This is a genomic window from Streptomyces sp. SCL15-4 (genome assembly GCF_033366695.1).
Taxonomy (GTDB): Bacteria; Actinomycetota; Actinomycetes; order Streptomycetales; family Streptomycetaceae; genus Streptomyces.
In genome coordinates, this window is sequence record NZ_JAOBTQ010000001.1 from 2,607,520 (window position 1) to 2,629,181 (window position 21,662).

General features: G+C 70.8%; 24 protein-coding genes. 6 read left to right on the top strand and 18 right to left on the bottom strand.

Features of this window, described 5'->3' with window-relative positions; all coding sequences use genetic code 11:
• Positions 1-13: 13 nt before the first annotated feature.
• The 7 genes from SCK26_RS10950 to SCK26_RS10980 form a co-directional block, all read right to left on the bottom strand.
• Entirely contained in the window at positions 14-760 is a 747-nt protein-coding gene (locus tag SCK26_RS10950; protein WP_318201107.1) for a hypothetical protein, read from the bottom strand.
• Positions 757-948, bottom strand: coding sequence for a hypothetical protein (locus SCK26_RS10955; RefSeq protein ID WP_318201108.1), 192 nt, complete (start codon positions 946-948; stop codon positions 757-759). The genes SCK26_RS10950 and SCK26_RS10955 overlap by 4 nt, the downstream gene beginning before the upstream one ends.
• Positions 945-1,598 carry a hypothetical protein gene (locus tag SCK26_RS10960; protein WP_318201109.1) on the bottom strand — a complete coding sequence of 218 codons (654 nt, stop codon included), beginning with the start codon at positions 1,596-1,598 and terminating at the stop codon, positions 945-947. The genes SCK26_RS10955 and SCK26_RS10960 overlap by 4 nt, the downstream gene beginning before the upstream one ends.
• Positions 1,595-1,840: a hypothetical protein gene (locus tag SCK26_RS10965; protein ID WP_318201110.1), complete on the bottom strand. Its 246-nt coding sequence runs from the start codon at positions 1,838-1,840 to the stop codon at positions 1,595-1,597. Before SCK26_RS10965 ends, SCK26_RS10960 begins: the two co-directional genes overlap by 4 nt.
• The gene (locus tag SCK26_RS10970) at positions 1,837-2,181 is read right to left on the bottom strand and encodes a hypothetical protein (protein WP_318201111.1); all 345 of its coding nucleotides are present in this window, start codon (positions 2,179-2,181) and stop codon (positions 1,837-1,839) included. The genes SCK26_RS10965 and SCK26_RS10970 overlap by 4 nt, the downstream gene beginning before the upstream one ends.
• Before the next feature lie 96 nt (positions 2,182-2,277).
• Positions 2,278-2,550, bottom strand: a complete 273-nt coding sequence (locus SCK26_RS10975; RefSeq protein ID WP_318201112.1) for a helix-turn-helix domain-containing protein — start codon at positions 2,548-2,550, stop codon at positions 2,278-2,280.
• 1 nt (position 2,551) lies between these two features.
• Positions 2,552-2,797 (bottom strand): helix-turn-helix transcriptional regulator, encoded by a 246-nt coding sequence (locus SCK26_RS10980; RefSeq protein ID WP_318201113.1) that lies wholly within the window; start codon positions 2,795-2,797, stop codon positions 2,552-2,554.
• Between the two features lie 177 nt (positions 2,798-2,974).
• On the opposite strand from SCK26_RS10980, the gene SCK26_RS10985 reads away from it, so the two are divergent.
• Complete coding sequence (locus SCK26_RS10985) at positions 2,975-3,409, top strand: hypothetical protein (RefSeq protein WP_318201114.1); 435 nt, start codon at positions 2,975-2,977, stop codon at positions 3,407-3,409.
• Between the two features lie 438 nt (positions 3,410-3,847).
• Positions 3,848-5,125 (top strand): integrase, encoded by a 1,278-nt coding sequence (locus SCK26_RS10990; protein ID WP_318201115.1) that lies wholly within the window; start codon positions 3,848-3,850, stop codon positions 5,123-5,125.
• 52 nt (positions 5,126-5,177) lie between these two features.
• Here the strand turns inward: SCK26_RS10990 and SCK26_RS10995 are convergent, their stop codons facing one another.
• From SCK26_RS10995 to SCK26_RS11030, 8 genes are all read right to left on the bottom strand, one after another.
• Positions 5,178-7,004, bottom strand: coding sequence for a glycoside hydrolase family 18 protein (locus SCK26_RS10995; protein ID WP_318201116.1), 1,827 nt, complete (start codon positions 7,002-7,004; stop codon positions 5,178-5,180).
• Between the two features lie 86 nt (positions 7,005-7,090).
• On the bottom strand, positions 7,091-7,549 hold the full coding sequence (locus SCK26_RS11000) for a hypothetical protein (protein ID WP_318201117.1): 459 nt from the start codon (positions 7,547-7,549) through the stop codon (positions 7,091-7,093).
• 113 nt (positions 7,550-7,662) lie between these two features.
• Positions 7,663-9,093 (bottom strand): FAD-dependent oxidoreductase, encoded by a 1,431-nt coding sequence (locus SCK26_RS11005; protein ID WP_318201118.1) that lies wholly within the window; start codon positions 9,091-9,093, stop codon positions 7,663-7,665.
• Positions 9,094-9,141: 48 nt separating this feature from the next.
• Positions 9,142-9,942, bottom strand: coding sequence for an ABC transporter permease (locus tag SCK26_RS11010; RefSeq protein WP_318201119.1), 801 nt, complete (start codon positions 9,940-9,942; stop codon positions 9,142-9,144).
• Entirely contained in the window at positions 9,943-10,872 is a 930-nt protein-coding gene (locus tag SCK26_RS11015) for an ABC transporter permease (RefSeq protein ID WP_318201120.1), read from the bottom strand.
• Positions 10,872-12,023, bottom strand: a complete 1,152-nt coding sequence (locus tag SCK26_RS11020; protein WP_318201121.1) for an ABC transporter ATP-binding protein — start codon at positions 12,021-12,023, stop codon at positions 10,872-10,874. Before SCK26_RS11020 ends, SCK26_RS11015 begins: the two co-directional genes overlap by 1 nt.
• 8 nt (positions 12,024-12,031) lie before the next feature.
• Entirely contained in the window at positions 12,032-13,279 is a 1,248-nt protein-coding gene (locus tag SCK26_RS11025) for a spermidine/putrescine ABC transporter substrate-binding protein (RefSeq protein ID WP_318201122.1), read from the bottom strand.
• 53 nt (positions 13,280-13,332) lie between these two features.
• Positions 13,333-14,868, bottom strand: a complete 1,536-nt coding sequence (locus SCK26_RS11030; RefSeq protein WP_318201123.1) for a gamma-aminobutyraldehyde dehydrogenase — start codon at positions 14,866-14,868, stop codon at positions 13,333-13,335.
• 209 nt (positions 14,869-15,077) lie between these two features.
• Here SCK26_RS11030 and SCK26_RS11035 point away from each other — a divergent pair, with 209 nt between their 5' ends.
• Positions 15,078-15,641, top strand: coding sequence for an NADAR family protein (locus SCK26_RS11035; RefSeq protein ID WP_318201124.1), 564 nt, complete (start codon positions 15,078-15,080; stop codon positions 15,639-15,641).
• 149 nt (positions 15,642-15,790) lie between these two features.
• Here the strand turns inward: SCK26_RS11035 and SCK26_RS11040 are convergent, their stop codons facing one another.
• On the bottom strand, positions 15,791-16,588 hold the full coding sequence (locus SCK26_RS11040) for a DUF4190 domain-containing protein (protein WP_318201125.1): 798 nt from the start codon (positions 16,586-16,588) through the stop codon (positions 15,791-15,793).
• Between the two features lie 234 nt (positions 16,589-16,822).
• Here SCK26_RS11040 and SCK26_RS11045 point away from each other — a divergent pair, with 234 nt between their 5' ends.
• From SCK26_RS11045 to SCK26_RS11055, 3 genes are all read left to right on the top strand, one after another.
• Positions 16,823-18,043, top strand: a complete 1,221-nt coding sequence (locus tag SCK26_RS11045; RefSeq protein WP_318205977.1) for an adenosine deaminase — start codon at positions 16,823-16,825, stop codon at positions 18,041-18,043.
• Between the two features lie 65 nt (positions 18,044-18,108).
• A complete protein-coding gene (locus SCK26_RS11050; RefSeq protein ID WP_318201126.1) occupies positions 18,109-18,792 on the top strand; it encodes a glycerophosphodiester phosphodiesterase in 684 nt (227 codons plus the stop codon).
• 429 nt (positions 18,793-19,221) lie between these two features.
• On the top strand, positions 19,222-20,415 hold the full coding sequence (locus tag SCK26_RS11055) for a serine hydrolase domain-containing protein (RefSeq protein WP_318201127.1): 1,194 nt from the start codon (positions 19,222-19,224) through the stop codon (positions 20,413-20,415).
• On the opposite strand, the gene SCK26_RS11060 is transcribed toward SCK26_RS11055, so the two are convergent.
• Complete coding sequence (locus tag SCK26_RS11060) at positions 20,405-20,938, bottom strand: hypothetical protein (protein ID WP_318201128.1); 534 nt, start codon at positions 20,936-20,938, stop codon at positions 20,405-20,407. The two genes, SCK26_RS11055 and SCK26_RS11060, sit on opposite strands and share 11 nt — an antisense overlap.
• A 31-nt stretch (positions 20,939-20,969) precedes the next feature.
• Complete coding sequence (locus SCK26_RS11065) at positions 20,970-21,614, bottom strand: nitroreductase family protein (RefSeq protein WP_318201129.1); 645 nt, start codon at positions 21,612-21,614, stop codon at positions 20,970-20,972.
• Between the last annotated feature and the right edge of the window lie 48 nt (positions 21,615-21,662).

Genomic DNA, 21,662 nt, shown 5'->3' on the forward strand with positions numbered 1-21,662 from the left:
CCGGGCCGGCGGGTCAGTGGCCGAACGGTGGTGGTTCGTCGCCGTAGAGGTCGGCGGGGATGTCGATGAGCCCGGCCGCGATGGACTCGATCAGGCTCGGGTCGGTGATCCAGGCGGGGATGCGGGGACGGGTGATGCCGAGGCCGGACAGCAGGCCGGGCAGTATCACCGGGTCGGCGTCGGCCGGCATCGGCGGCAGATCCAGCGGGGCCGTCACCGGGCCGGGTCCTTGGTGCCGAAGACCTCCGGGTGGTCGGCCTTCCATCGCTGCCACCGCGGCTTCGGCTCGTCGCCCCACGAGTGGATGCGGTCCATGACCTGCTCCAACGACAGCGGGCCCTGGCGGTCCGTGAAGCTGGGCGGCTCGGGAACGAACGTCGGTCCGTAGATCCACGAGCAGCGGCGGTAGCCCCAGTCGTTGGCGCCGTACTTGATGAACACGACGGTGTTCCAGCCGGGAGTCGACGTCGAGCGGGCGCTGGTCCATCTTGCGGGCGTAGCCGGTGTTGCCGAACCAGTAGTGCCGGTGCTCCTGCAGGTAGGAGACGAGCATCTGTGCTTCGGCGTCGGTGGGCCGGTCGACGCTGGCGAACGGCCAGGGCGGGTCGAAGGTGTTGCCGGTGTCGGCGCTGGTGCCGAGGTAGGCGGCGACGTAGCACCAGCTCGGGTTGAAGCTGGTCACGACCGGGATGCGCAGCTCGGTCAGCGGGTCGTCCTGGAGCGCCTCGGTGCCGAACGGCCAGCCCTGGGTGTCGGTCACGACGCCTCCCCGCACTGACAGGTCTCGGGGTGGGCGCAGGCCATGGCGTCGAAGACGCGCTCGTACCAGTCGTCGGGCTGCGGGGCCGAGGTGTGGCCGGCAGGCGGGGCGGCGAGCAGCTGCTGCAGCGTGACATCGGCCTCCACCACGGGCAGCGGCACGTCCAGACGGGACAGGTCCGTGGTCATCGGGACTCACCCGCCTTGTTCTCGGCGGGCGTCGGCGTGGCCAGCTTCTGCAGGCCGTACTTGCGGACCCGGTCGTAGCGGGCGATGCCCCACTGGATCGCGTAGCAGGCCCAGATGAACGAGGGCTCGTAGTCGTGGAAGTCCCACTCCCACACGTCCTTGAACTCGTAGCCCTGGTAGGCGAAGTCCTCCAGCACGTTGCGCGCGGTGTGCTCGTCGCTCAGATCTTCGTTCAGGACCCAGGTGCGCAGGTGCTTGCCGGTCCCGGCGGGCACTCCGCCCCACTTGGCGTCGTTTACGAACTGCTCCACGACTCGCTGCCGCAGCAGCTCCTCGGAGTACTCCTTCACGGACTGCCGTCCGCCGCCGAGCTTCTCGGCCCAGTAGTGCGGGTTGATGCCCCACGTGCGGTCGGCGCGGAAGAACTCGAACATGTCGGACATGCGGCTGAAGACGTAGTCGTCGCCGAGGTCACCGCACATGGCGAGCCGTCCGGGCCAGGTGACCAGGTCGAACCAGTACTCGCCATAGCCGCGCGGGTTGCTGGTGAACCGCAGGTGGCGGTACAGGCCGTCGTCGTGCAGGACGGTCATCTGGTGGCGGGCTGTGTTCCGGGCGAAGCGGGCGGCGATCTCGGGGTAGTCGCTCACGACAGCACCTCCGTCGCGGTCACGGGCCGCAGCGCGGTGGCGGCGAGGGTTTTGTCGGCGCGGTGCCACTGGGCGAGGACTGTCTCCCGGTCGCCCCAGTCCTCCACCGACAGCGGGTTCACGGGGCAGCCCAGGTACAGCTCGGCGCGGTCCGCGTTCGCCGCCGCCTCACGCACGTGCGCGGGCAGCTGGCGGGCGGAGAACAGGCGGACGGCGTCAGGGGTCGGGATGCGGGTGCTCATCGGGTCGCCTCCTCGGCGTCGTAGCCGGCGAGGACCCACCGCCGGGCGTCGCGGTCCCAGACCACGGACCAGGCGTTGTGGTCTGTGAGGGTGCCGTCGAGGTCGATGCCGACCGCCATGCCGCGCGCCTGGGCGGCGTTCAACGCGTCGGCGATGCCCTGCCAGATCGAGCGCTCCGTGCGGGGCATCGCCTTCCGCTGCTCGGCGTCCTCGCGGAGGACCTCGTTAGCGAAGGCGTTGATCTTCTGCTCGGCGCCCTCGTCGTCGATGGTCAGGGAGCAGATGATGTTGCGGAGTTCGGCGCGGGCACTGCCCGCCCTGGGGTTGCTGGATGAGACCATGTGGTGGTCCACCTCTCTGTTCAGCGGATGGTGTGGGTGGATCGCAGGGGCCGGTCGCAGGCTTGGGGTTTGCGGGCGGCCTCTTTGCGTGCCGCGTCAGGCGGCGGCGCGGGCCGACCGCTGGCGGCCGGAGCGGCGCGGGATGGTGACGATGCGGGTGGCCTCGTGATAGGCCTGCAGGTCGTCTCGGGAGACGGTGATAGTGCCGCCCTTCTGGGCCTGGCTGCAGGGCAGGAGGCCGGCAGCGATGCGGCGCCGCACGGTGTCGACGCTGACCCCGAGGAGCCACGCGACTTCGGGGATCTTGAAGAACGGGGCGTTGAGGTCCCTGGGCTGGGTGGGAGTCCGCGGGGACTGCTTGGTGGGCACGTCACTTCCTTTCTGGCGGGTTTGAGTTGGAGGCGAGGAGTTCGTCGTCGGTCGCTTGCAGGGCGGCTCTGAGCCGTATGTACGGCTTTGGGCTCATGTGTTTGCGGGCGCCGCGTTCGAGCTTTCGCAGGTAGTTCGGCGTGATGCCGACGAGGTCGGCGAGCTGGTTGACTTCCATCCCCGCTTGCATGCGCTTGGTGCAGATAGCCGTCCCGTCCACCTCGAAGGTGGTTGGGGTTTGTGCCATGCCGAGAACTTACCCATAGATGCCCACGCTGTCTAGGCATCTGTGCGCAACTGTGCGCCCTCAATGGGTAGCTGTTGCCGCTAGATGCCCATCTGCCTGCGTAAACGAGACGTAGAGATTGGGTCTAAATGCCCTCCAGTCCTGGCTGGTCCCCGCCAGTCCTGCCAAGATGAGCCCATGCCACCCACCCACGAACGTGACTACGAGCGCCTCGCGCAGCTCGCCAAACGGCGGCGCGCAGAGCTAGGGCTACCTCTGAACGACAAGAACGCCAGGGCCGGCGGTCTCAGCAACCGGACCTGGCAGCGCGTCGAGAAGGGTCTGGAGATCCGTGACACCAACTACTCGAAGATCGACGGCCTCCTGCAGTGGGCTCCGGGAAGCTGCCTGAGAATCCTCGAAGGAGCCGATCCCATCCCCGTGGCCGAGATGGGCGACACCACAGCAGCAGGCGTTCAGAAGTCGCCGCTCCCGCAGGAGGTCATCGACGAGAAGGTTCGGGACACGGTCCAGCTGGCCCTGATCGCGACCGCCAAAGGGACGACGGCCGAGGAGATCAGGGAGATGAGCGAGTACGTGGTGCGCGCCCTGCGTGACCGCGGCCTGATCTAGGCGAAACTCGGTCCATCGGCGTACAACCATTCGGACTTTGCCATTCCGTTGCCATATCTCCACACACCGGCGGTCCTTTGACGGGTCCGAAGATGCGCAGGTCATGGCAGAGTCGGGACACGTCCTCAGAGGCTTCCCTTCCCGGCGACACTCAGGGGGAGCCATGCAAAACGACGCGCTCATAGTCGACTACGGGCCAAAGTTCGACGGAACCGCAGTTCGTACCGACAACGGGATCGTCTGCGTGGTCCCCGTCCAGGCCCGCACCAGCCCCGAGATTCGGGCCTCGATGCGGGAACTGGTCAGGGACCTCGGTGGTGAATGTGGTCGCTGCGCGACCTGCCCCCTGGGGCAGGCGAGCTGAGATCATGTTGCACGCGGCGCCCGGCGGGACGGGACACCCGCCAGGCCGCCGCGCCACCGTAGTGGAGGGGCAGCATGGCCAGACGCGCGCGCGACGTCTATGTGGAATGGCGGGGCGGCACCTGCCGCGTGAAGTGGTGGTCGGGCGACTATCACGATGACGGCCGCAAGCGGTTCGAGTCCAAGGGTGGGTTCACCGACGAAGACGAGGCATACAACTACGGCCTCGACAAGATGGCGGAGATCCGACAAGGCACGCACGTGCCCAACCGTGACGGCCGCACCCTCATGAGCGACTGGCTCGACGAGTGGCTCTCCGCGTTGGACCACGCGCACCTCACCGAGAAGGGCTACAAGTCCAAGATCGAAGCCCATATTCGCCCGTACTTCAAACGCACAGCGGTCGGCGACATCGACGTCATCGCCTACCGCGCGTTCCGCAAGCACATCTACGGCAAAGTCGGTGAGGGCACAGCCAAGAACACCATGATGGTCCTCGGCATGATCCTCGACGATGCCGTCCCTCGCCTGATCAAGACGTCTCCGGTGGAACGCAAGCGTCGCCGCGGCAAGTACAAAAAGGCCACCCGTGAGCGGAAGCGCGATGTCCTGCCCGAGATCGTCGAGCAGTTGGCCCGGAACGCACAGACCTTGTTCGGCTACTCGGGCTACGTCTACGTGTGGACCATGGCGATGACCGGCATGCGGCCGGCCGAGCTGTACGGGCTGACGCGGGAGTACTGCTACCCGTCGTGGCCCGCGTCGGATCCCCGGACCGACCCGGACGAGGAAGAACGCTACGAAGAGGACGCTGAACGCTACGGCCCCGGCGATGGCAAGATGCCCGCGATCCGGGTGGAGCGGCAGGTGCAGCACAAGGACGGGAAGTTGCAGTTCTTCCCCCCCAAGTACGGCAGTTACCGCACACTCGTGATCCCGCCCTTCCTCGCAGACATGCTGGAGAAGCTGCAGGCATCCCACGACAGCCGTTGGGTTTTCACCGCCATCAAAGGGGGCTGCCTGGGGTCAGTGGCCTTCGACACGGCGTACTGGCGTCTCATTGCGGACGGTGTTGACGAGCGCAGCGGTCCAGGGGCGCGCCGGCCCCGCCCGGCTATCCCGGAGGTGCCGACGTTCAAGGGCAAGCGTCAATACTTGTTGCGGCACGCGCACAAGGCGTGGCTGGACGAGGATGGACATTCTCGGTTCGCTGTCGAGTCCCGGATGGGTCATCAGGTGCCGGGCGTGGAGGGCACGTACTCCAGCGTGACAGCGGCCATGGAGCGGGCCATCATGAAGTCACTGCAGAAGCGGTGGGACGATCTGTGGGAGCCGCGGGAAACGGAGGGGTAGTTCTTTCCCGTTCGTTTCCCAGTGGCTCCCCGCAGGGCGGTCGTCTCCCTGGTCAGCGGTTGGCAGACCTCCAAGTGTCGAAGTTCTTCTGGAACCCCCAGTTCGCGTAGCGGTCCCAGTTCACCGACCAGGTCATCAGGCCGCGCAGGGCGGGCCAGGTCCCGTGGGTGGCGTACGAGCCGCAGTTCGTCTTCTTCGTCAGGCAGTCCAGGGTCTTGGTGACCTCGGCCGGTGAGACATGGCCGTTGCCCGCGTTGGTGGACGCCGGCATGCCGATGGCGACCTGGTCGGGGCGCAGCGGCGGGAAGACGTTGTTCTGGTCGCCGGCGACCGGGAAGCCGGTGAGGAGCATGTCGGTCATGGCGATGTGGAAGTCGGCGCCGCCCATGGAGTGGTACTGGTTGTCCAGGCCCATGATCGGTCCCGAGTTGTAGTCCTGGACGTGCAGCAGGGTCAGGTCGTCGCGCAGGGCGTGGATCACCGGGAGGTAGGCGCCGCAGCGCGGGTCCTGGCCGCCCCACTTGCCGCTGCCGTAGTACTGGTAGCCGTTCTGCACGAAGAAGGTCTCCGGGGCCATGGTGAGGACGAACTTGGCGCCGTACTTCGCCTTCAGGGTCTTCAGCGCCGAGATCAGGTTGACGATCACGGGCGTGGTCGGGTTCTTGAAGTCGGTGTCGCCCGCGTTCAGCGACAGCGAGTGGCCCTCGAAGTCGATGTCGAGGCCGTCCAGGCCGTAGGTGTCGATGATGTGCGAGACCGAGGAGACGAAGGTGTCGCGGGCCGCGGTGGTGGTCAGCTGGACCTGGCCGTTCTGGCCGCCGATGGAGATCAGCACCTTCTTGCCGGCCGCCTGCTTGGCCTTGATCGCCGCCTTGAACTCGGCGTCGCTCTCCACGTTCGGGCACTCGGTGACCGGGCAGCGGTTGAAGCGGATGTCCCCGGAGGTGACCGAGGTGGGCTCGCCGAAGGCCAGGTCGATGACGTCCCAGCTGTCGGGGACGTCGGCGAGCCGGGTGTAGCCGGCGCCGTTGGCGAAGCTGGCGTGCAGATAGCCGACGAGGGCGTGGGCGGGCAGGCCGGACGAGCCGCCGTCCCCGCCACCGCCGCCGGGGCCGGTCGTGGCGGTGACGACGGCGGACTTCGCGGACTCGCCGGCCTCGTTCACGGCGGTGACCTGGAAGCCGTACGCCGTGGCCGCGGTGAGTCCGGAGACGGTCGCCGAGGTGCCGGTCGCCGTCTGGACCCTGACCCCGTCGCGGTAGACGGCGTAGCTCGTCGCGCCGGTCACCGCCGACCAGGACAGGCCGACGGAGGAGGAGGTCACGGTGGTGGTCTTCAGTCCGGCCGGGGCGGCGGGCGGCTGGGTGGTGGTGCCGCCGCCGGGGCCGACGAGGGTGATGTCGTCGGCCTGGTAGGTGCCGGTGCCGTACCAGCCGTGGGTGTAGATGGTGACCTTGGTGGTGGCGGCCCCGGTGCGGAAGGTGGTGCTCAGCTTCTGCCAGTCGGGGGCGGACTGGGTCCAGGTGGAGACGTCGGTGGTGCCGGTGCCGCTCGCGCCGAGGTAGGCGTAGGAGCCGCGGACGTATCCGGACAGGGTGTACTGGGCGCCCGGCTGGACGGTCACCGTCTGCGCGCACTGGGCGTTGTCGCCGCCGGCCGGGGTGGCCTGGAGCGCGGACGTGCCGCTGTGCACGGGTGAGTTCACCGTCGTGCCGGTGGTGCAGGTCCAGCCGGTCAGGCCGGACTCGAAGCCGCCGTTGACGGCGACGTCCGCGTCGGCCGCACGGGCGGCCGACGAGAGCGCGGTGATGCCGGGCACGGCCAGGCTCACGGCCGTGAGCGCGGCGAGGACGGGTCCGGTGCGTCTGGCGCGTTCCACAAGGGCCTCCGGGGTCGGGGGAGTTGGAGGAGCGGGAGCGCACACAATTTGGTCCAGACCAATCCTGCTGTCAAGGTGTCCGGGCGTTACCCGTGCGTGTCACCGCGCCGGGCCCGCTCCGCCGCCGCCTCGTGCATCGCCAGTTCCAGCAGCGCCGGATCGGTCAGCGTGCCGGAGCCGTCCGGCGGCACCAGCCACCGCACGCCCCGGGCCGTCCGGCCCGGATACGGCACGACGATCCAGGTGCCGGCGCCGACGGCGCGGATACCGGTACCGAGCCAGCGGGCGGCGGTGCCCGCGGGCACCAGGAACCCGATCCGGCTGTCGCCGAAGCCGGCAAGCACCGGTCCGGGCCGGTCGAGCATGCGGGTGAGCACGTCCAGGGTCGGGTGACCGAGGCCGCCCGGCAGGATCAGGACGTCCCAGGCCTTGCCCGCGGGCAGCAGGGCGACTCCCAGGGGGTTGCGCTCCCACTCCCGGCGGCAGGCCTCGGGATCCGGTGCGACGGATGCGAGCCATGCGACGGCTGTCTTCGCGCCAGTCATCGAAAAAGCCTCCCTCTCTCTCGTGGACGCGGTTTGCGTCACGAGGCGAGAGGGAGGCCGCCCGCGGAGCATTACGCGGGTTCGCTCAACCCGCGGAAGTGATGTGCGTCACGTCAGCTGTCGAAGCCCAGCCCCAGCCGGTCCATCGTCCGCAGCCACAGGTTCCGCCGGCCGCCGTGCGCGTCCGCGCGGGCCAGCGACCACTTGGTGAGGGCGATCCCGGTCCAGGCGAACGGCTCCGGCGGGAACGGCAGCGGCTTCCTGCGGACCATCTCCAGTCCGGTCCGCTCGGTGCGCTCCCCGTCCAGCAGGTCCAGCATCACGTCCGCGCCGAACCGGGTGGCGCCGACGCCGAGGCCCGTGTAGCCGGCCGCGTAGGCCACCCGGTCATGGTGGGCGGTGCCGAAGAACGCGGAGAACCGGGAGCAGGTGTCGATCGCGCCGCCCCAGGCGTGGGTGAAGCGGACGCCCTCCAGCTGCGGGAAACAGGTGAAGAAGTGGCCGGCCAGCTTGGCGTACGTCTCGGGCCGGTCGTCGTACTCGGCGCGCACCCGGCCGCCGTAGGGGTAGATCGCGTCGTAGCCGCCCCACAGGACGCGGTTGTCGGCGGAGAGCCGGAAGTAGTGGAACTGGTTGGCGCTGTCCCCGAGGCCCTGCCGGTTGTGCCAGCCGACCGAGGCGAGCTGCTCGGCGGTCAGCGGCTCGGTCATCAGGGCGTAGTCGTAGACCGGGACGGTGTACGAGCGCACGCGCCGCACCAGGTTCGGGAAGATGTTGGTGCCGAGCGCGACCTTGCGGGCGCGGACGGCGCCGTACGGAGTGCGTACGGCCATCCCGGCGCCGTAGGTCTTCAGGGTGAGGGCGGGGGTGTGCTCGTACACCCGCACCCCGAGGTCCAGGCAGGCCCGCTTCAGGCCCCAGGCGAGCTTGGCCGGGTGCAGCATGGCCACGCCCCGGCGGTCCCACAGGCCCGCCTGGAAGGTGGGCGAGTCCACCTCGGCGCGCACGGCGTCGGCGTCCAGGAACTCGATGCCGTCGGCGAGGCCCTTGTCCCGGAGTTCCCGGTGCCAGTCCTTCAGTTCCCGGGCCTGGTAGGTCGCGGTGGCCACGTCGATCTCGCCGGTGCGCTCGAAGTCGCAGTCGATGCCGTACCGGGTGATCGCGGCCTCGATCTCGTCGAGGTTGCGCCGGCCCAGCTCCTGGAGCCGGTGGATCTCGTCGGGCCAGCGGGTGAGGCCGTTGGGCAGGCCGTGCGTGAGGGAGGCGGCGCAGAAGCCGCCGTTGCGGCCGGAGGCGGCCCAGCCCACCTCGCGGCCTTCCAGCAGGACGACGTCGCGCCCGGGGTCGCGCTCCTTGGCGTTGAGCGCGGTCCACAGTCCGCTGTAGCCGCCGCCGACCACCAGCAGGTCGCAGGTCTCGGCGGTGGTGAGAGCGGGCTCGGCCGCCGGCTTGCCGGGGTCTTCCAGCCAGTACGGGACCGGCTGGGCTTCGGAGAGAGAGGCGATCCAGTTGTCTTTCCCACGGCTCATGGCGCTTGGGGCCATGATTTCAACTCCCTACAGAGGATTACCGAAGAAGGCCCGTGAAAAGGCCTATGCCTTTTGCTTGTTCCGGCGGTTTCCGACGACCATCGCGACCAGGACGAACAGGACGGCGAGGAGGAACATGGCCGTGCCGATCACGTTGATCTGGACGGGCGTTCCGCGCTGCGCCGAACCCCAGACGAACATCGGGAAGGTGACGGTCGAGCCGGCGTTGAAATTGGTGATGATGAAATCGTCGAAGGAGAGCGCGAACGACAGCAGCGCGCCCGCGGCGATTCCGGGTGCCGCGATGGGCAGGGTGACCCGCACGAAGGTCTGCACGGGGCCGGCGTACAGGTCCCGGGCGGCCTCCTCCAGGCGCGGGTCCATCGACATCACGCGCGCCTTGACCGCGGTGACGACGAAGCTCAGGCAGAACATGATGTGGGCGATCAGGATGGTCCAGAAGCCCAGCTGGGCGCCCATGTTGAGGAACAGGGTGAGCAGCGAGGCGGCCATGACCACCTCGGGCATGGCCATCGGCAGGAAGATCAGCGAGTTCACGGCGCCGCGCGCGCGGAAGCGGTAGCGGACCAGCGCGAAGGAGATCATCGTGCCGAGGACCGTGGCGCCGACCGTCGCCCAGACGGCGATCTGGAGGCTGAGGGACAGCGAGCCGCACATGTCGGCGACCCCGCACGGGTCCTTCCAGGCGTCCGCGGAGAACCGCTGCCATTCGTAATTGAAGCGCCCCTTCGGTTTGTTGAAGGAGAACACCGTGACGACGACGTTCGGCAGCAGCAGATAGGCGAGCGTCAGCAGTCCCGCGATGACGACGAGACGGCGCTTGAGCCAGGTGACGAAGGACATTCAGACCAGATCCTCCGTGCCGGACCGGCGGATGTAGAGGGTGACCATGGCCAGGATGGCGGCCATGAGGATGAAGGAGAGGGCGGCGGCCGTCGGATAGTCCAGAACGCGCAGGAACTGCGTCTGGATGACATTGCCGATCATGCGGGTGTCGGTGGAGCCGAGGAGTTCGGCGTTGACGTAGTCGCCGGCGGCCGGGATGAAGGTCAGCAGCGTTCCGGAGACCACGCCCGGCATGGACAGCGGGAAGGTGACCTTGCGGAAGGTGGTCCAGGGCCGGGCGTACAGGTCGCCGGCCGCCTCGTGCAGCCGCCCGTCGATCCGCTCCAGCGAGGTGTACAGCGGCAGGATCATGAACGGCAGGAAGTTGTACGTCAGCCCGCACACCACGGCCAGCGGGGTGGCCAGCACCCGGTCGCCGGCCGTCCAGCCGAGCCAGTCGGTCAGGTCCAGCACGTGCAGCGTGTTCAGGGCGTGCACGACCGGGCCGCCGTCGGCGAGGATCGTCTTCCAGGCCAGGGTGCGGATCAGGAAGCTGGTGAAGAACGGCGCGATCACCAGGACCATGATCAGGTTGCGCCAGCGGCCGGCGCGGAAGGCGATGAGGTACGCCAGCGGATAGCCGAGCAGCAGGCACAGCACGGTCGCCGCGGCGGCGTAGCAGACCGAGCGCAGGAACTGCGGCCAGTACGCGGACAGCGCGTCCCAGTAGGTCGCGAAGTGCCAGGTGACCTTGTAGCCCTCCTCCAGCGAGCCCTGCTGCACGGAGGTGGAGGCCTGGTAGATCATCGGCAGCGCGAAGAAGACGATCAGCCACAGCATGCCGGGCAGCAGCAGCCAGTACGGGGTGAGGCGGCCGCGGCGGCGCGGGGGCTTCTCCTCGGGCGGGGCGGGGCTGAGCGGCGGGGGCGCCTCGGTGAGCGTGGACATCAGGCGGCGACCTCTTCCCCGGTGCCCGCGTCGATGGCCTGGGCGGCGTCCAGTGCGAAGGTGTGCGCCGGGTTCCAGTGCAGGACGACATCGGCGCCGGGGACCAGCCGGCCGTCGCGCTCGACGTTCTGCACGTACACCGACAGGTCCGGGCAGACCGGGCTGTCGACGACGTACTGCGTGGAGACGCCGATGAAGCTGGCGTCGGCGATCTTTCCGGTGAGGCGGTTGCGGCCGCCCGGGATCTCCCCGGCGTCGTCGGCGTGCGTGAGCGAGATCTTCTCCGGGCGGACGCCGACCAGCACCTTGCCGCCGGCCGTCGCCGGGGCGGTACACCGGGCGCCGGGCAGCACCAGCTTGCCGTCGGCCGCCTTCAGCACGATGTCGTCGCCGCTGCGGGCGTCGACCTCGGCCTCGATCAGGTTGGAGGTGCCGAGGAAGTTCGCGACGAACGTGGTCCGCGGGTTCTCGTACAGGTCGGCCGGCGCGCCGAGCTGCTCGACCCGGCCGCCGTTCATGACGGCGACCGTGTCGGCCATGGTCATGGCCTCCTCCTGGTCGTGCGTGACATGGACGAAGGTGATGCCGACCTCGGTCTGGATGCGCTTGAGCTCCAGCTGCATCTGGCGGCGCAGCTTCAGGTCCAGCGCGCCGAGCGGCTCGTCCAGCAGGAGCACCCGGGGGTGGTTGATCAGGGCGCGGGCCACGGCGACCCGCTGCTGCTGGCCGCCGGAGAGCTGGTGCGGCTTCTTGCGCGCCTGCTCGCCCAGCTGGACCAGCTCCAGCATCTCCTCGACCTGCTTCTTCACGCTCTTGATGCCGCGCCGGCGCAGGCCGAAGGCGACGTTCTCGAAGATGTCGAGGTGCGGGAAGAGGGCGTAGGACTGGAAGACCGTGTTGACCGGCCGCTTGTAGGGCGGCAGATGGGTGACGTCCTGGTCGCCGAGCCGGACCGTGCCCGTGGTGGGCTCCTCCAGGCCGGCGATCATGCGCAGGGTGGTGGTCTTGCCGCAGCCGGAGGCGCCGAGCAGGGCGAAGAAGGAGCCCTCGGGCACGGTCAGGTCCAGCGGGTGTACGGCGGTGAAGGAGCCGTAGGTCTTGGAGATACCGGAGAGGCGGACGTCGCCGCTGTTGTCTGGTGTCGTCTTCATCGTCGTCGTCACGCCCCTGTGAGCTTCGCGAACTTTCCTTCGTAGGCCGTCTCTTCCTTCTGGCTCAGGGAGCGGAAGGCATGGGACTTCGCCTGCATGGCCTGGTCGGGGACGATCAGCGGATTGTCCGCCGCGTCCTGGTCGATCTTCGCAAGGTAGGGCTTCACGCCGTCGACCGGTGTCACGTAGTTGATGTACGCGGCGAGCGCGGCGGCCTGCGGCGGCTCGTAGTAGAAGTCGATCAGCCGCTCGGCGTTCGTCTTGTGGCGCGCCTTGTTGGGAACGCACAGGTTGTCGGTCGACGTCACATAGCCGCTGTCGGGGATGACGAAGTCGATGTGCGGGCTGTCCGCCTTGAGCTGGACGACGTCTCCCGCCCAGGCGATACAGGCGGCGAAGTCGCCCTTGGACAGGTCGGAGGTGTAGTCGTTGCCGGTGAAGCGGCGGATCTGGCCCTTGTCGACGGCCTTCTGGAGGCGGGCGATGGCCGCGTCGTAGTCGTCGTCGGTGAACTTCGCCGGGTCCTTGCCCATGTCCAGCAGGGTCATGCCCACGCTGTCGCGCATCTCCGACAGGAAGCCGACGCGTCCCTTGAGCCTCGGGTTGTCGAGCAGGTCGGAGACGGAGCGCACCTCGATGCCGTCCAGCGCCTTCTTGTTGTAGGCGATGACGGTGGAGATGCCCTGCCAGGGATACGAGTACGCCCGCCCGGGGTCCCAGTCCGGGTCGCGGAACTGGGCCGAGAGGTTGGTGTAGGCGTGCGGCAGGTTGGAGGGGTCCAGTTTCTGGACCCAGCCGAGGCGGATCAGCCGGGCGGCCAGCCAGTCGGTGAGGACGATGATGTCGCGGCCGGTGTCCTGGCCCGCGGCGAGCTGCGGCTTGATCTTGCCGAAGAACTCGTTGTTGTCGTTGATGTCCTCGGTGTAGTCGACCGTGATCCCGGTCCGCTCGCGGAAGGTCTCCAGGGTCGGGTGGTGCTTGCCGCTGTCGTCGACGTCGAGGTACTCGGTCCAGTTGGAGAAGTTGACCACCTTCTCCGTGGCCGAGTGGTCCTGGGCGGAGGTGCCGCCCCGGCTCTTGCCCGCCGCCGGGATGCCGCAGGCGGCGAGCGTTCCGAGGCCGCCGGCCGCGAGCGCGCCGCCCGGGGCGGCCCGCAGCAGCGACCGGCGGGTCAGGGCCGCCCTGCCGCTCCCGAGGCTGCGGCGCAGGGCGGCCGCTTGGGGCGGGGTCAGGCGGTCGGGCTCGTACTGCTCCATGCGCGTGGTGCCCTTTCGACAGGGATCGGCCTGGTCAGTGGCCTGGTCGGTCTCTAGCGGTCCCCGAAGACGGTGCGGTGCCAGTCCTTGGCGGCCACCGCGGTGTTGTCGAACATGACGTGCTTGATCTGCGTGTACTCCTCGAAGGAGTAGGCGGACATGTCCTTGCCGAAGCCCGATGCCTTGTAACCGCCGTGCGGCATCTCGCTGATGATCGGGATGTGGTCGTTGACCCAGACGCAGCCCGCCTTGATCTCGCGGGTGGCCCGGTTCGCGCGGTACACGTCGCTCGTCCACGCGGAGGCGGCGAGGCCGTACGGGGTGTCGTCGGCCAGCCGCAGGCCCTCGTCGTCGCTGTCGAAGGGCAGGACGACCAGGACGGGGCCGAAGATCTCCGCCTGCACGATCTCGCTGTCCTGGGCCGCGCCGGTGATCAGGGTGGGCCGGTAGTAGGCGCCGTCCCTCAGCTCGCCCTGCGGTGCCTCGCCGCCGGTGACCACGCGCGCGTAGGCGCGCGCCCGGTCCACGAAGGCGGCCACCCGGTCGCGATGGGCGTGGGAGATCAGCGGCCCGAGGTCGGTGCCGGGTGCGAACGGGTCGCCGAGCCGGACGGTCTCCATCAGCGCCGCCGTCCGCTCCACGAACGCCTCGTACAGCGGACGCTGCACGTACGCGCGGGTGGCGGCCGTGCAGTCCTGCCCGCTGTTGATGAGCGAGCCCGCGACCGCGCCGTGCACGGCGGCCTCCAGGTCGGCGTCGTCGAAGACCACGAAGGGCGCCTTGCCGCCCAGTTCGAGGTGGAGCCGCTTGACGGTGGCGGTGGCGATCTCGGCGACCCGCCTGCCGACGGCGGTGGACCCGGTGAAGGAGGTCATGGCCACGTCCGGATGCCCGACCAGGTGCTCGCCGGCCTCCTTCCCGGCCCCGGTGACGATGTTGACCACTCCGTCCGGGATGCCCGCGTCCGTGGCCGCCCGCGCGAACATCAGCGAGGTCAGCGGGGTGATCTCGGCGGGCTTGAGCACGACGGTGTTGCCCGCGGCGATCGCCGGGAGGATCTTCCAGGCGGCCATCTGGAGCGGGTAGTTCCAGGGCGCGACGGACCCGACCACGCCGATGGGCTCGCGCCGGACGTACGACGTGTGGTCCGCGGAGTACTCACCGGCGGACTGCCCCTGGAGGTGCCGGGCGGCGCCCGCGAAGAAGGCGGTGTTGTCGACGGTGCCCGGCACGTCGAACTCGCGGGTGAGCTTGAGCGGCTTGCCGCACTGGAGCGACTCGGCGCGGGCGAGGTCCTCGGCGCGCTCGGCGAGGACACCGGCGAACCGGTGCAGGGCGTCCGAGCGCTCGCCCGGGGTGGCGGCGGACCAGCCCGGGAACGCCTCGCGCGCGGCGGCGACGGCCGCGTCGACGTCGTCGGGGCCGGCCAGTTCGTAGCGGTACACCTCCTGGCCGGTGGCGGGGTCGACCACGGCGTGGTGGCGGCCCGAGGTGCCGTGGGCCGGACGGCCGGCGATGAACTGCGCGCCGTCCGTGAACCGGTCCTGTGCGGGGAATCGTTCCGGGGTGGCGGTGCCCGGGTTGTGCATGTCGCTCTCCTCCGCCGTACGCCCCGTCCCGGGGGGTGGGTGGCGTAGCTCCAGCTCGATTTGAGTGCCGATCCTGACAGAGCCATAGGGCACCAACAAGTGATTCCGTTGTTGCCTTTTGGTTACGCGACGGAATCTGTCGACCAGGTGTCGAGTCGGGAGGTGAAAGGACGGACGGAGTGTCAGTGGTGCGTGCCAGACTCGCGTGCATGGGAAGGATCGACGGGGTGGAATCGCTGATCAGGGAGGTCCGCGCGGGCCGCCGGCTGAAGTACCTCTGCTTCTGGGGGCACCGGCCGAGGCCGGACGGGCGGATCGGCGCGAGCTGTCTGAGCCAGTGGTGGCCGTCACCGTTCGTGGTGGACGGGGTGGAGTACGCGACGGCGGAGCACTGGATGATGGCCGGCAAGGCCCGGCTGTTCGGGGACGCGGAGGCGGAGCGCCGGGTGCTGGCCGCGGCACATCCCGCCGCGGCGAAGAAGGCGGGGCGGCTGGTCCGGGGCTTCGACGAGGAGACCTGGGAGCGGGAGCGGTTCCGGATCGTGGTCGAGGGCAGCGTGCACAAGTTCGCGGCCGACGACGGCCTGCGGGACTTCCTGCTGAACACCGGGGACCGCGTGCTGGTGGAGGCGAGCCCCGTGGACCGCGTGTGGGGCACGGGCCTGGCGGCGGACGACGAGGCGGCCACGGACCCGGAGCGGTGGCAGGGGCTGAATCTGCTGGGCTTCGCCCTGATGGAGACGCGGGAGCGGCTGGCGGGAGCGGGCGCCTGAGCGGCTCGGGCTGAGCGGCTCGGCCTGAATGGCGTGGCCTGAGCGGCTCGACCGGCTCGGAGGTTGCCGGTCCGCGCCGTCGGCACCGGCCTCTGGGCCGGGAGGTCACCGCACGTCGCGGCGGCGCACAGGAGCCGGCGGGCCGGCGGTCAGCCGTACGCCGCGATGATCACGGCGAACAGGCCCAGCACCAGCACGATGCCCGTCGCACCGCAGATGAGACCGGCCAGGGCCACCCCGGGGTTCGTTGCCTCTCCCCGCTTCGCCTTCCCCCGGCCGAGCGCGCCGAAGATGATGGCGAGGACGCCCAGCACCAGGGCGAGCGGCCACGCGAGGAAGCCGACCGCCGAGATGATGCCCAGCACCAGCGAGGCCGTCCCCATGCCGTTGCTCGGCGCGGGCTGCGTGCCCCAGCCGTAGCCGCTGCCGACGGGGTAGGGGGCGTCGGCGTACGGGGCGTGCGGCGGGCCCGGGTGGCCGTAGGCCGGCAGGGTGCCCGGGTAGCCGTACGGCACCTGGCCGGGACCGTCCGGGGCGATGGGCGGCGGGGGCACCGGGGCCGGTCCCGCGGGCGGGAGGAAGGCGTGGGCCGGGGGCGCGGGTGCGGGGGGTGCGTACGGGTTCGGGGTCGCGTGGGAGGCGGGGGGCGCGAACGGGTTGGGGGCGGGGCTCGGGTTCGGGGGCGCGAAGGGGTTCGAGGGAGGCGGTGCGGGCGTGGGCGGCGCGAAGGGGTTCGGCTGCGGGGCGGGGGCCTGGGAGGTGAGCTGGGCCGGGTGCGGCGCGGGGGCCGGGGTCGCGGTGCCGCCGGCGGGGGCGGCCCAGGGGGCGGGCGCGGTGCCGGCGGGGTCCGCCGGGGCCGACGGCGGTGAGGTGAGGGTCCGCTGGCCGTGGACGGAGGCGGGGGCCCAGGCGTCCTGGACCGGCGTCCGGTCAGCGCGCGGTGTCACGGGCGCCGGTGCCTGGCCGGCCCGGGGATCCACGGGCGCCGGTGTCCGGCCGGCCCGGGGTTGCGCGGGCTTCGGTATTCGGTCCGCCGTGGAAGGCGCCGTCTCCTTGTCCAGGGACACCCGGGATGTCACGGAGTCCACCGGGCCCACAGGTGTCGCCGGCCCCGGAGCGGCGGCCCGCTCCCCCGGCGTGGTCTGCGGCGCCTCGTCGGACATGGCGAAGGGACCCCTCTCCTGGTCGTCCCGTCATGCTACGGGCCGCGCGGGACACCGCGGCCCGGGGCCTACGATGAACCCGCGCCACCGATCAGCCGATCACCGCGCCCGGGCCGTGCACCGCGGCTCACGGGCGCCGTTCCCGGGGAGGAACCCTTGACCGCCACCTCCGTACCCGCCACCGGCACCGCCGACCGCGATCTGCGCACCTTCATCGCGGGGCTGCCGAAGGCCGAACTGCACGTCCACCACGTCGGCTCCGCCTCCCCCCGCATCGTCTCGGAACTGTCCGCCCGCCACGCCGACTCCAGGGTCCCCGCCGACCCCGAGGCGCTGGCCGAGTACTTCACCTTCACCGACTTCGCGCACTTCATCGAGGTGTACTTGTCGGTCGTGGACCTCATCCGCACCCCGGAGGACGTCCGGCTGCTCACCTACGAGGTGGCCCGCGACCTGGCCCGGCAGCAGGTGCGGTACGCGGAGCTGACCATCACCCCCTTCTCCTCCACCCGGCGCGGCATCGACGAGCGGGCCTTCATGGACGCGATCGAGGACGCCCGCAAGGCCGCCGAGGCGGAGTTCGGGACCGTGCTGCGCTGGTGCTTCGACATCCCCGGCGAGGCCGGTCTGGAGGCCGCCGAGGAGACCACGCGGCTGGCCACCGAGGACCGGGTCCGCCCGGAGGGCCTGGTGTCGTTCGGGCTCGGCGGGCCGGAGATCGGCGTGCCCCGGCCGCAGTTCAAGCCGTACTTCGACCGGGCCATCGCCGCCGGACTGCACTCCGTCCCGCACGCCGGGGAGACGACCGGCCCGGAGACGGTGTGGGACGCGCTGCGCCACCTGCGCGCCGAGCGCATCGGGCACGGCACCAGCTCCGCGCGGGACCCGGAGCTGCTGGCGTACCTCGCCGAGCACCGCATCCCGCTGGAGGTCTGCCCGACCTCCAACATCGCCACCCGCGCGGTGCGCACCCTGGAGGAACACCCGATCAGGGAGTTCACCCGGGCCGGGGTACTGGTGACGATCAACTCCGACGACCCGCCGATGTTCGGCACGGACCTGAACAACGAGTACGCGGTGGCCGCCCGGCTGCTGGAGCTGGACGAGCGGGGCCTGGCCGCGCTCGCGAAGAACGCGGTGGACGTCTCCTTCCTGGACGCGGCGGGCAAGGCCCGGATCGCCCAGGAGATCGACGACTACACCGCCACCTGGCTCGCCGCCCGGCCCACCAAGCCGTAACCCCTGCGGGCCCCGCGCACCACCCGCAGGGCCGAAGCCGCTCACGGCCCGGCCACAATGGGCCCATGCAGACCGTGACCGCCGTGGCTCATCGCGGCGACCCCTACCGCTTCCGTGAGAACACCATCGACTCGCTGCGGTCCGCGCTCGGCCGGGGCGCGGACGCCGTCGAGGTCGACGTACGGCTCACCCGGGACGGCGTTCCCGTGCTGCTGCACGACGAGACGCTGCGGCGGCTGTGGGAGGTCGACCGGCCGCTGGGCGCGCTGTCCGCCGAGGAGCTGCGCGGGCTGACGGCCGGCGGGGTGCCGACGCTGGCGGAGGCGCTGGCCGCGACCGGCGACAGCCGGGTGATGGTGGACCTGTGCGGGCCGGTCGGCCGCCGGACGGTCGCCAGGACGCTGGACGTGGTCCGGCAGAGCGGGGCCCGGGACCGGGTCTACTACAGCGCGGGCGCCGAGGCGATGCTCGCCGTCCGCGCCGCCGACCCGGCCGCCGAGATCGCCCTGACCCGGACGACCCTGGCCCCGCCCCGCCCGGCACTGCTCGCCGCCGTGCGCCCGCGCTGGCTCAACTACCGCTTCTCGCTGGTCGACCGGGACCTGGCCGCCCGCGTGCACCGCGACGGCTGTCTGCTGTCCGTGTGGACCCCGGACACCCGCCGCTCCATGAGCAGGCTGCTGGACCTGGGCGTGGACTCGGTCACGACGAACCGGATCGACGTCCTGCACGCCCTGCGCTCCCGCTGACCCCGCCGGACTCCAGCGGTGCGCGATCGCCCACGCGTCCGCGCCCGCCCACAGCCCGATCAGCGGCGCCGCCGGACGCGTCCGTGGCCCGGACCGAACGCCTTGACCACGCGCGCCGCGGGCGCGGCGACGACGTCCGTGACCGCCGCGTACGGCAGGACGAGCGGCACCGCGTCCGCATCGTGCTTTCCGCCGCCGCGTGTACGGCGGCGCACATCGGCGCACAGGTGACGGCGGCCCGGGAGCGCCGTACCGGCGGGCGGCCGGAGCCGCGCCCGTAGGGGCCGACCCTGACGGCTCCCGGAGCGCGGGCGGTGACGGGTTCGGGGGTGGGCAAGGGTGGTCGCCCTCCTCGATGACGATCCGTTGTGGCGGCCCACCGGCCGAGGATGATCACGCAACCCCACCCGATCTCCTCCAGGAGTCCCCATGCGCCGTACCGGCCGTGTCAGCAGCCCTGCCCGCCGTACCGCCCTCGTGGCCGCCGGTCTCGTCGCCGCGCTGGCCGCCGGCCCGCTGGCCGCCCCGGCGTTCGCCGCACCCGGCTCCTCCGCACCCGCCTCCTCCACGGCCGGCTCGCCCGCGTCCGCCCGGGACACCTCCGGTCCGGACGCCGAGGCGCTGTCCGCCGCGCTCGCCGGGCTGCCCGACCACGACGCCACGGCCGCGCTGGTCCGCGTCGGCGGGAACGGCGGCTGGCGGGGCACGGCCGGTGTGCGGGACGTCCGCACGGGAGCGCCGGCCCTGGAGAACGCGCGGTTCCGGGCCGGTTCGGTGACGAAGGTGGTCACCGCCGCGATCGTGCTGCAACTGGCCGCGGAGGGCCGGATCGACCTCGACGGCACCGTGCAGCGGTATCTGCCGGGCCTGCTCACCGAGGACTTCAAGGAGCCCGTCACCGTACGGCAGTTGCTGGACTACACCAGCGGACTCCAGCCCGGGGCCTCCCTCGGTGACACGGTCGAGGCGGGCTACCCGCACCGCTTCGAGACACTGACGCCCCGTCAGGTCGTCGCCGCGTCCGTCGCCCGGGGCCCCGCGTACACCCCGGGTACGCGGCAGACCTACGGCAACATCCACTACACCGTGCTCGGCCTGCTCGTCGAGAAGGTGACCGGCGACTCGTACGCCCACCAGGCGCAGGTGCGGATCTTCCGGCCGCTGGGCATGCGGCACAGCTCCTTTCCCGCCGCCGGGGACACCAGGATCCACGGGCCGCACAACCGGGGCTACGACTGGATCGACGGCAAGCTGGTCGATGTGACGGAGTGGAACATGACCGACCGTTTCGCGGCCGGCGACCTCGTCTCGACCACCGCCGACCTGGAGCGGCTGCTGGTCGGGCTGTTCCGCGGCCGTGTGGTGCCCGAGCCGCAGCTGCGCGAGATGTTCACCCTGCCCGACGTGCCCGACGCGCACTACGGCGCGGCGCTGGAGCGGATCGAAATCAACGGCAAGGTGGTCTGGGGCAAGGGCGGCTCGCGGCCGGGTTACACCGCGGCGATCGCCGCGACCCGGGACCTGTCCCGGACCCTCGTCTACTCGGTGAACTCCACGGACGCCAAGGGCCCCGGCCAGCAGGCCGCCGCCGAGCGCTTCGCGTTCCCCGCGTTCAACCGCTGACGGACGCCGCGGCCGGGGGCGCGGGCGGCGCGCCGAGCGCCTCCAGCCGCTTGATCTTCTTCCGTACGGCATAGAGCGGGACGACGCCGAAGACGCCGAAGGACATGTCGATCAGGCTCCACCAGAAGGGGATTCCGCGGACGGGTCCGCAGAGGAGGGCGAGCGGGATGATGCCGGCACAGGCGATCATCCCGAACTCGACGACCCAGATGTTGCGGACGGGGTCGCGGTACGGGCCGTAGAACGCGACCGCGATGACGAGGTGGGCGAAGGCCAGCCAGTCGGTGCCGTACAGGACGAAGGGGTATTCGGCGTCGACGGTGTCCAGCCCCTCCCGTACCCGGGAGATCCACGCCGTCAGCCCGGGCATCCGGTCCGGCACGGACAGGGCGCGCAACACGCTCTCCGTCCAGCGCAGTTCGTGGACCAGCGGAAAGGCGGTGGCCCCGCTGAGGACGAGGCACACGACGAAGAGGACCAACCAGGCGCGGATGCCCTTGAGAAGGGCGGCTCTGTCGCTCATGGCAGCAGCGTACGCCCGGAATTGAACATGTTCAAAACTGGTCCCAGTGCAGTACCTGGTCCCGCGGGATGCGGGGAGCCGGCCGGAAGTCGGTGCCGAGGGTATGGGCTACGGGGATGAGCGCCGCCTGCATGACGTCGTCGTACGGGATCCCGAGCACCCGGGCCGACGCCCGCTCGTCGACGAGGTTGCCGGTGGTCCAGCAGGTGCCCAGGCCCCGCGCGCGGGCGGCGAGCATGAAGCTCCACACGGCCGGCAGGATGGAGCCCCAGGTGCCGGCCTGGCGCAGGACCGGCGCGTGGTCGGTACGGCCTTCCACGCACGGCACGACGAGCGCCGGGACCTCGTGCAGGTGGGCGTACAGGTGCGCGGTGCCGGAGTAGACGCGGTCCATCCGGGCCACGGAGGCCCGTCGCACGTCCCGTTCCGGCAGCGGTTCGCCGGCGCCGGGCGCGGCCACTCCGGCACGCCACACGTCGGCCAGGGCGGCCCGTCGCGCGGGGTCGGTGACGATGACGAAGTGCCAGCGCTGCCGGTTGCGTCCGGACGGCGCCTGGACGGCGAGGTCCACGCACTCCTCCAGCAGCCGGCGCGACACCGGGCGGGTGAGGTCGAGGCGGTGGCGGACGGCGCGGGTGGTGGACAGCAGCTCGTCGGAAGAGAGGGCGAGAGTCATGCGTTGACCCTGGCGGGCGGGGCCGGACGGCGGCAACGCCCGGCTTTC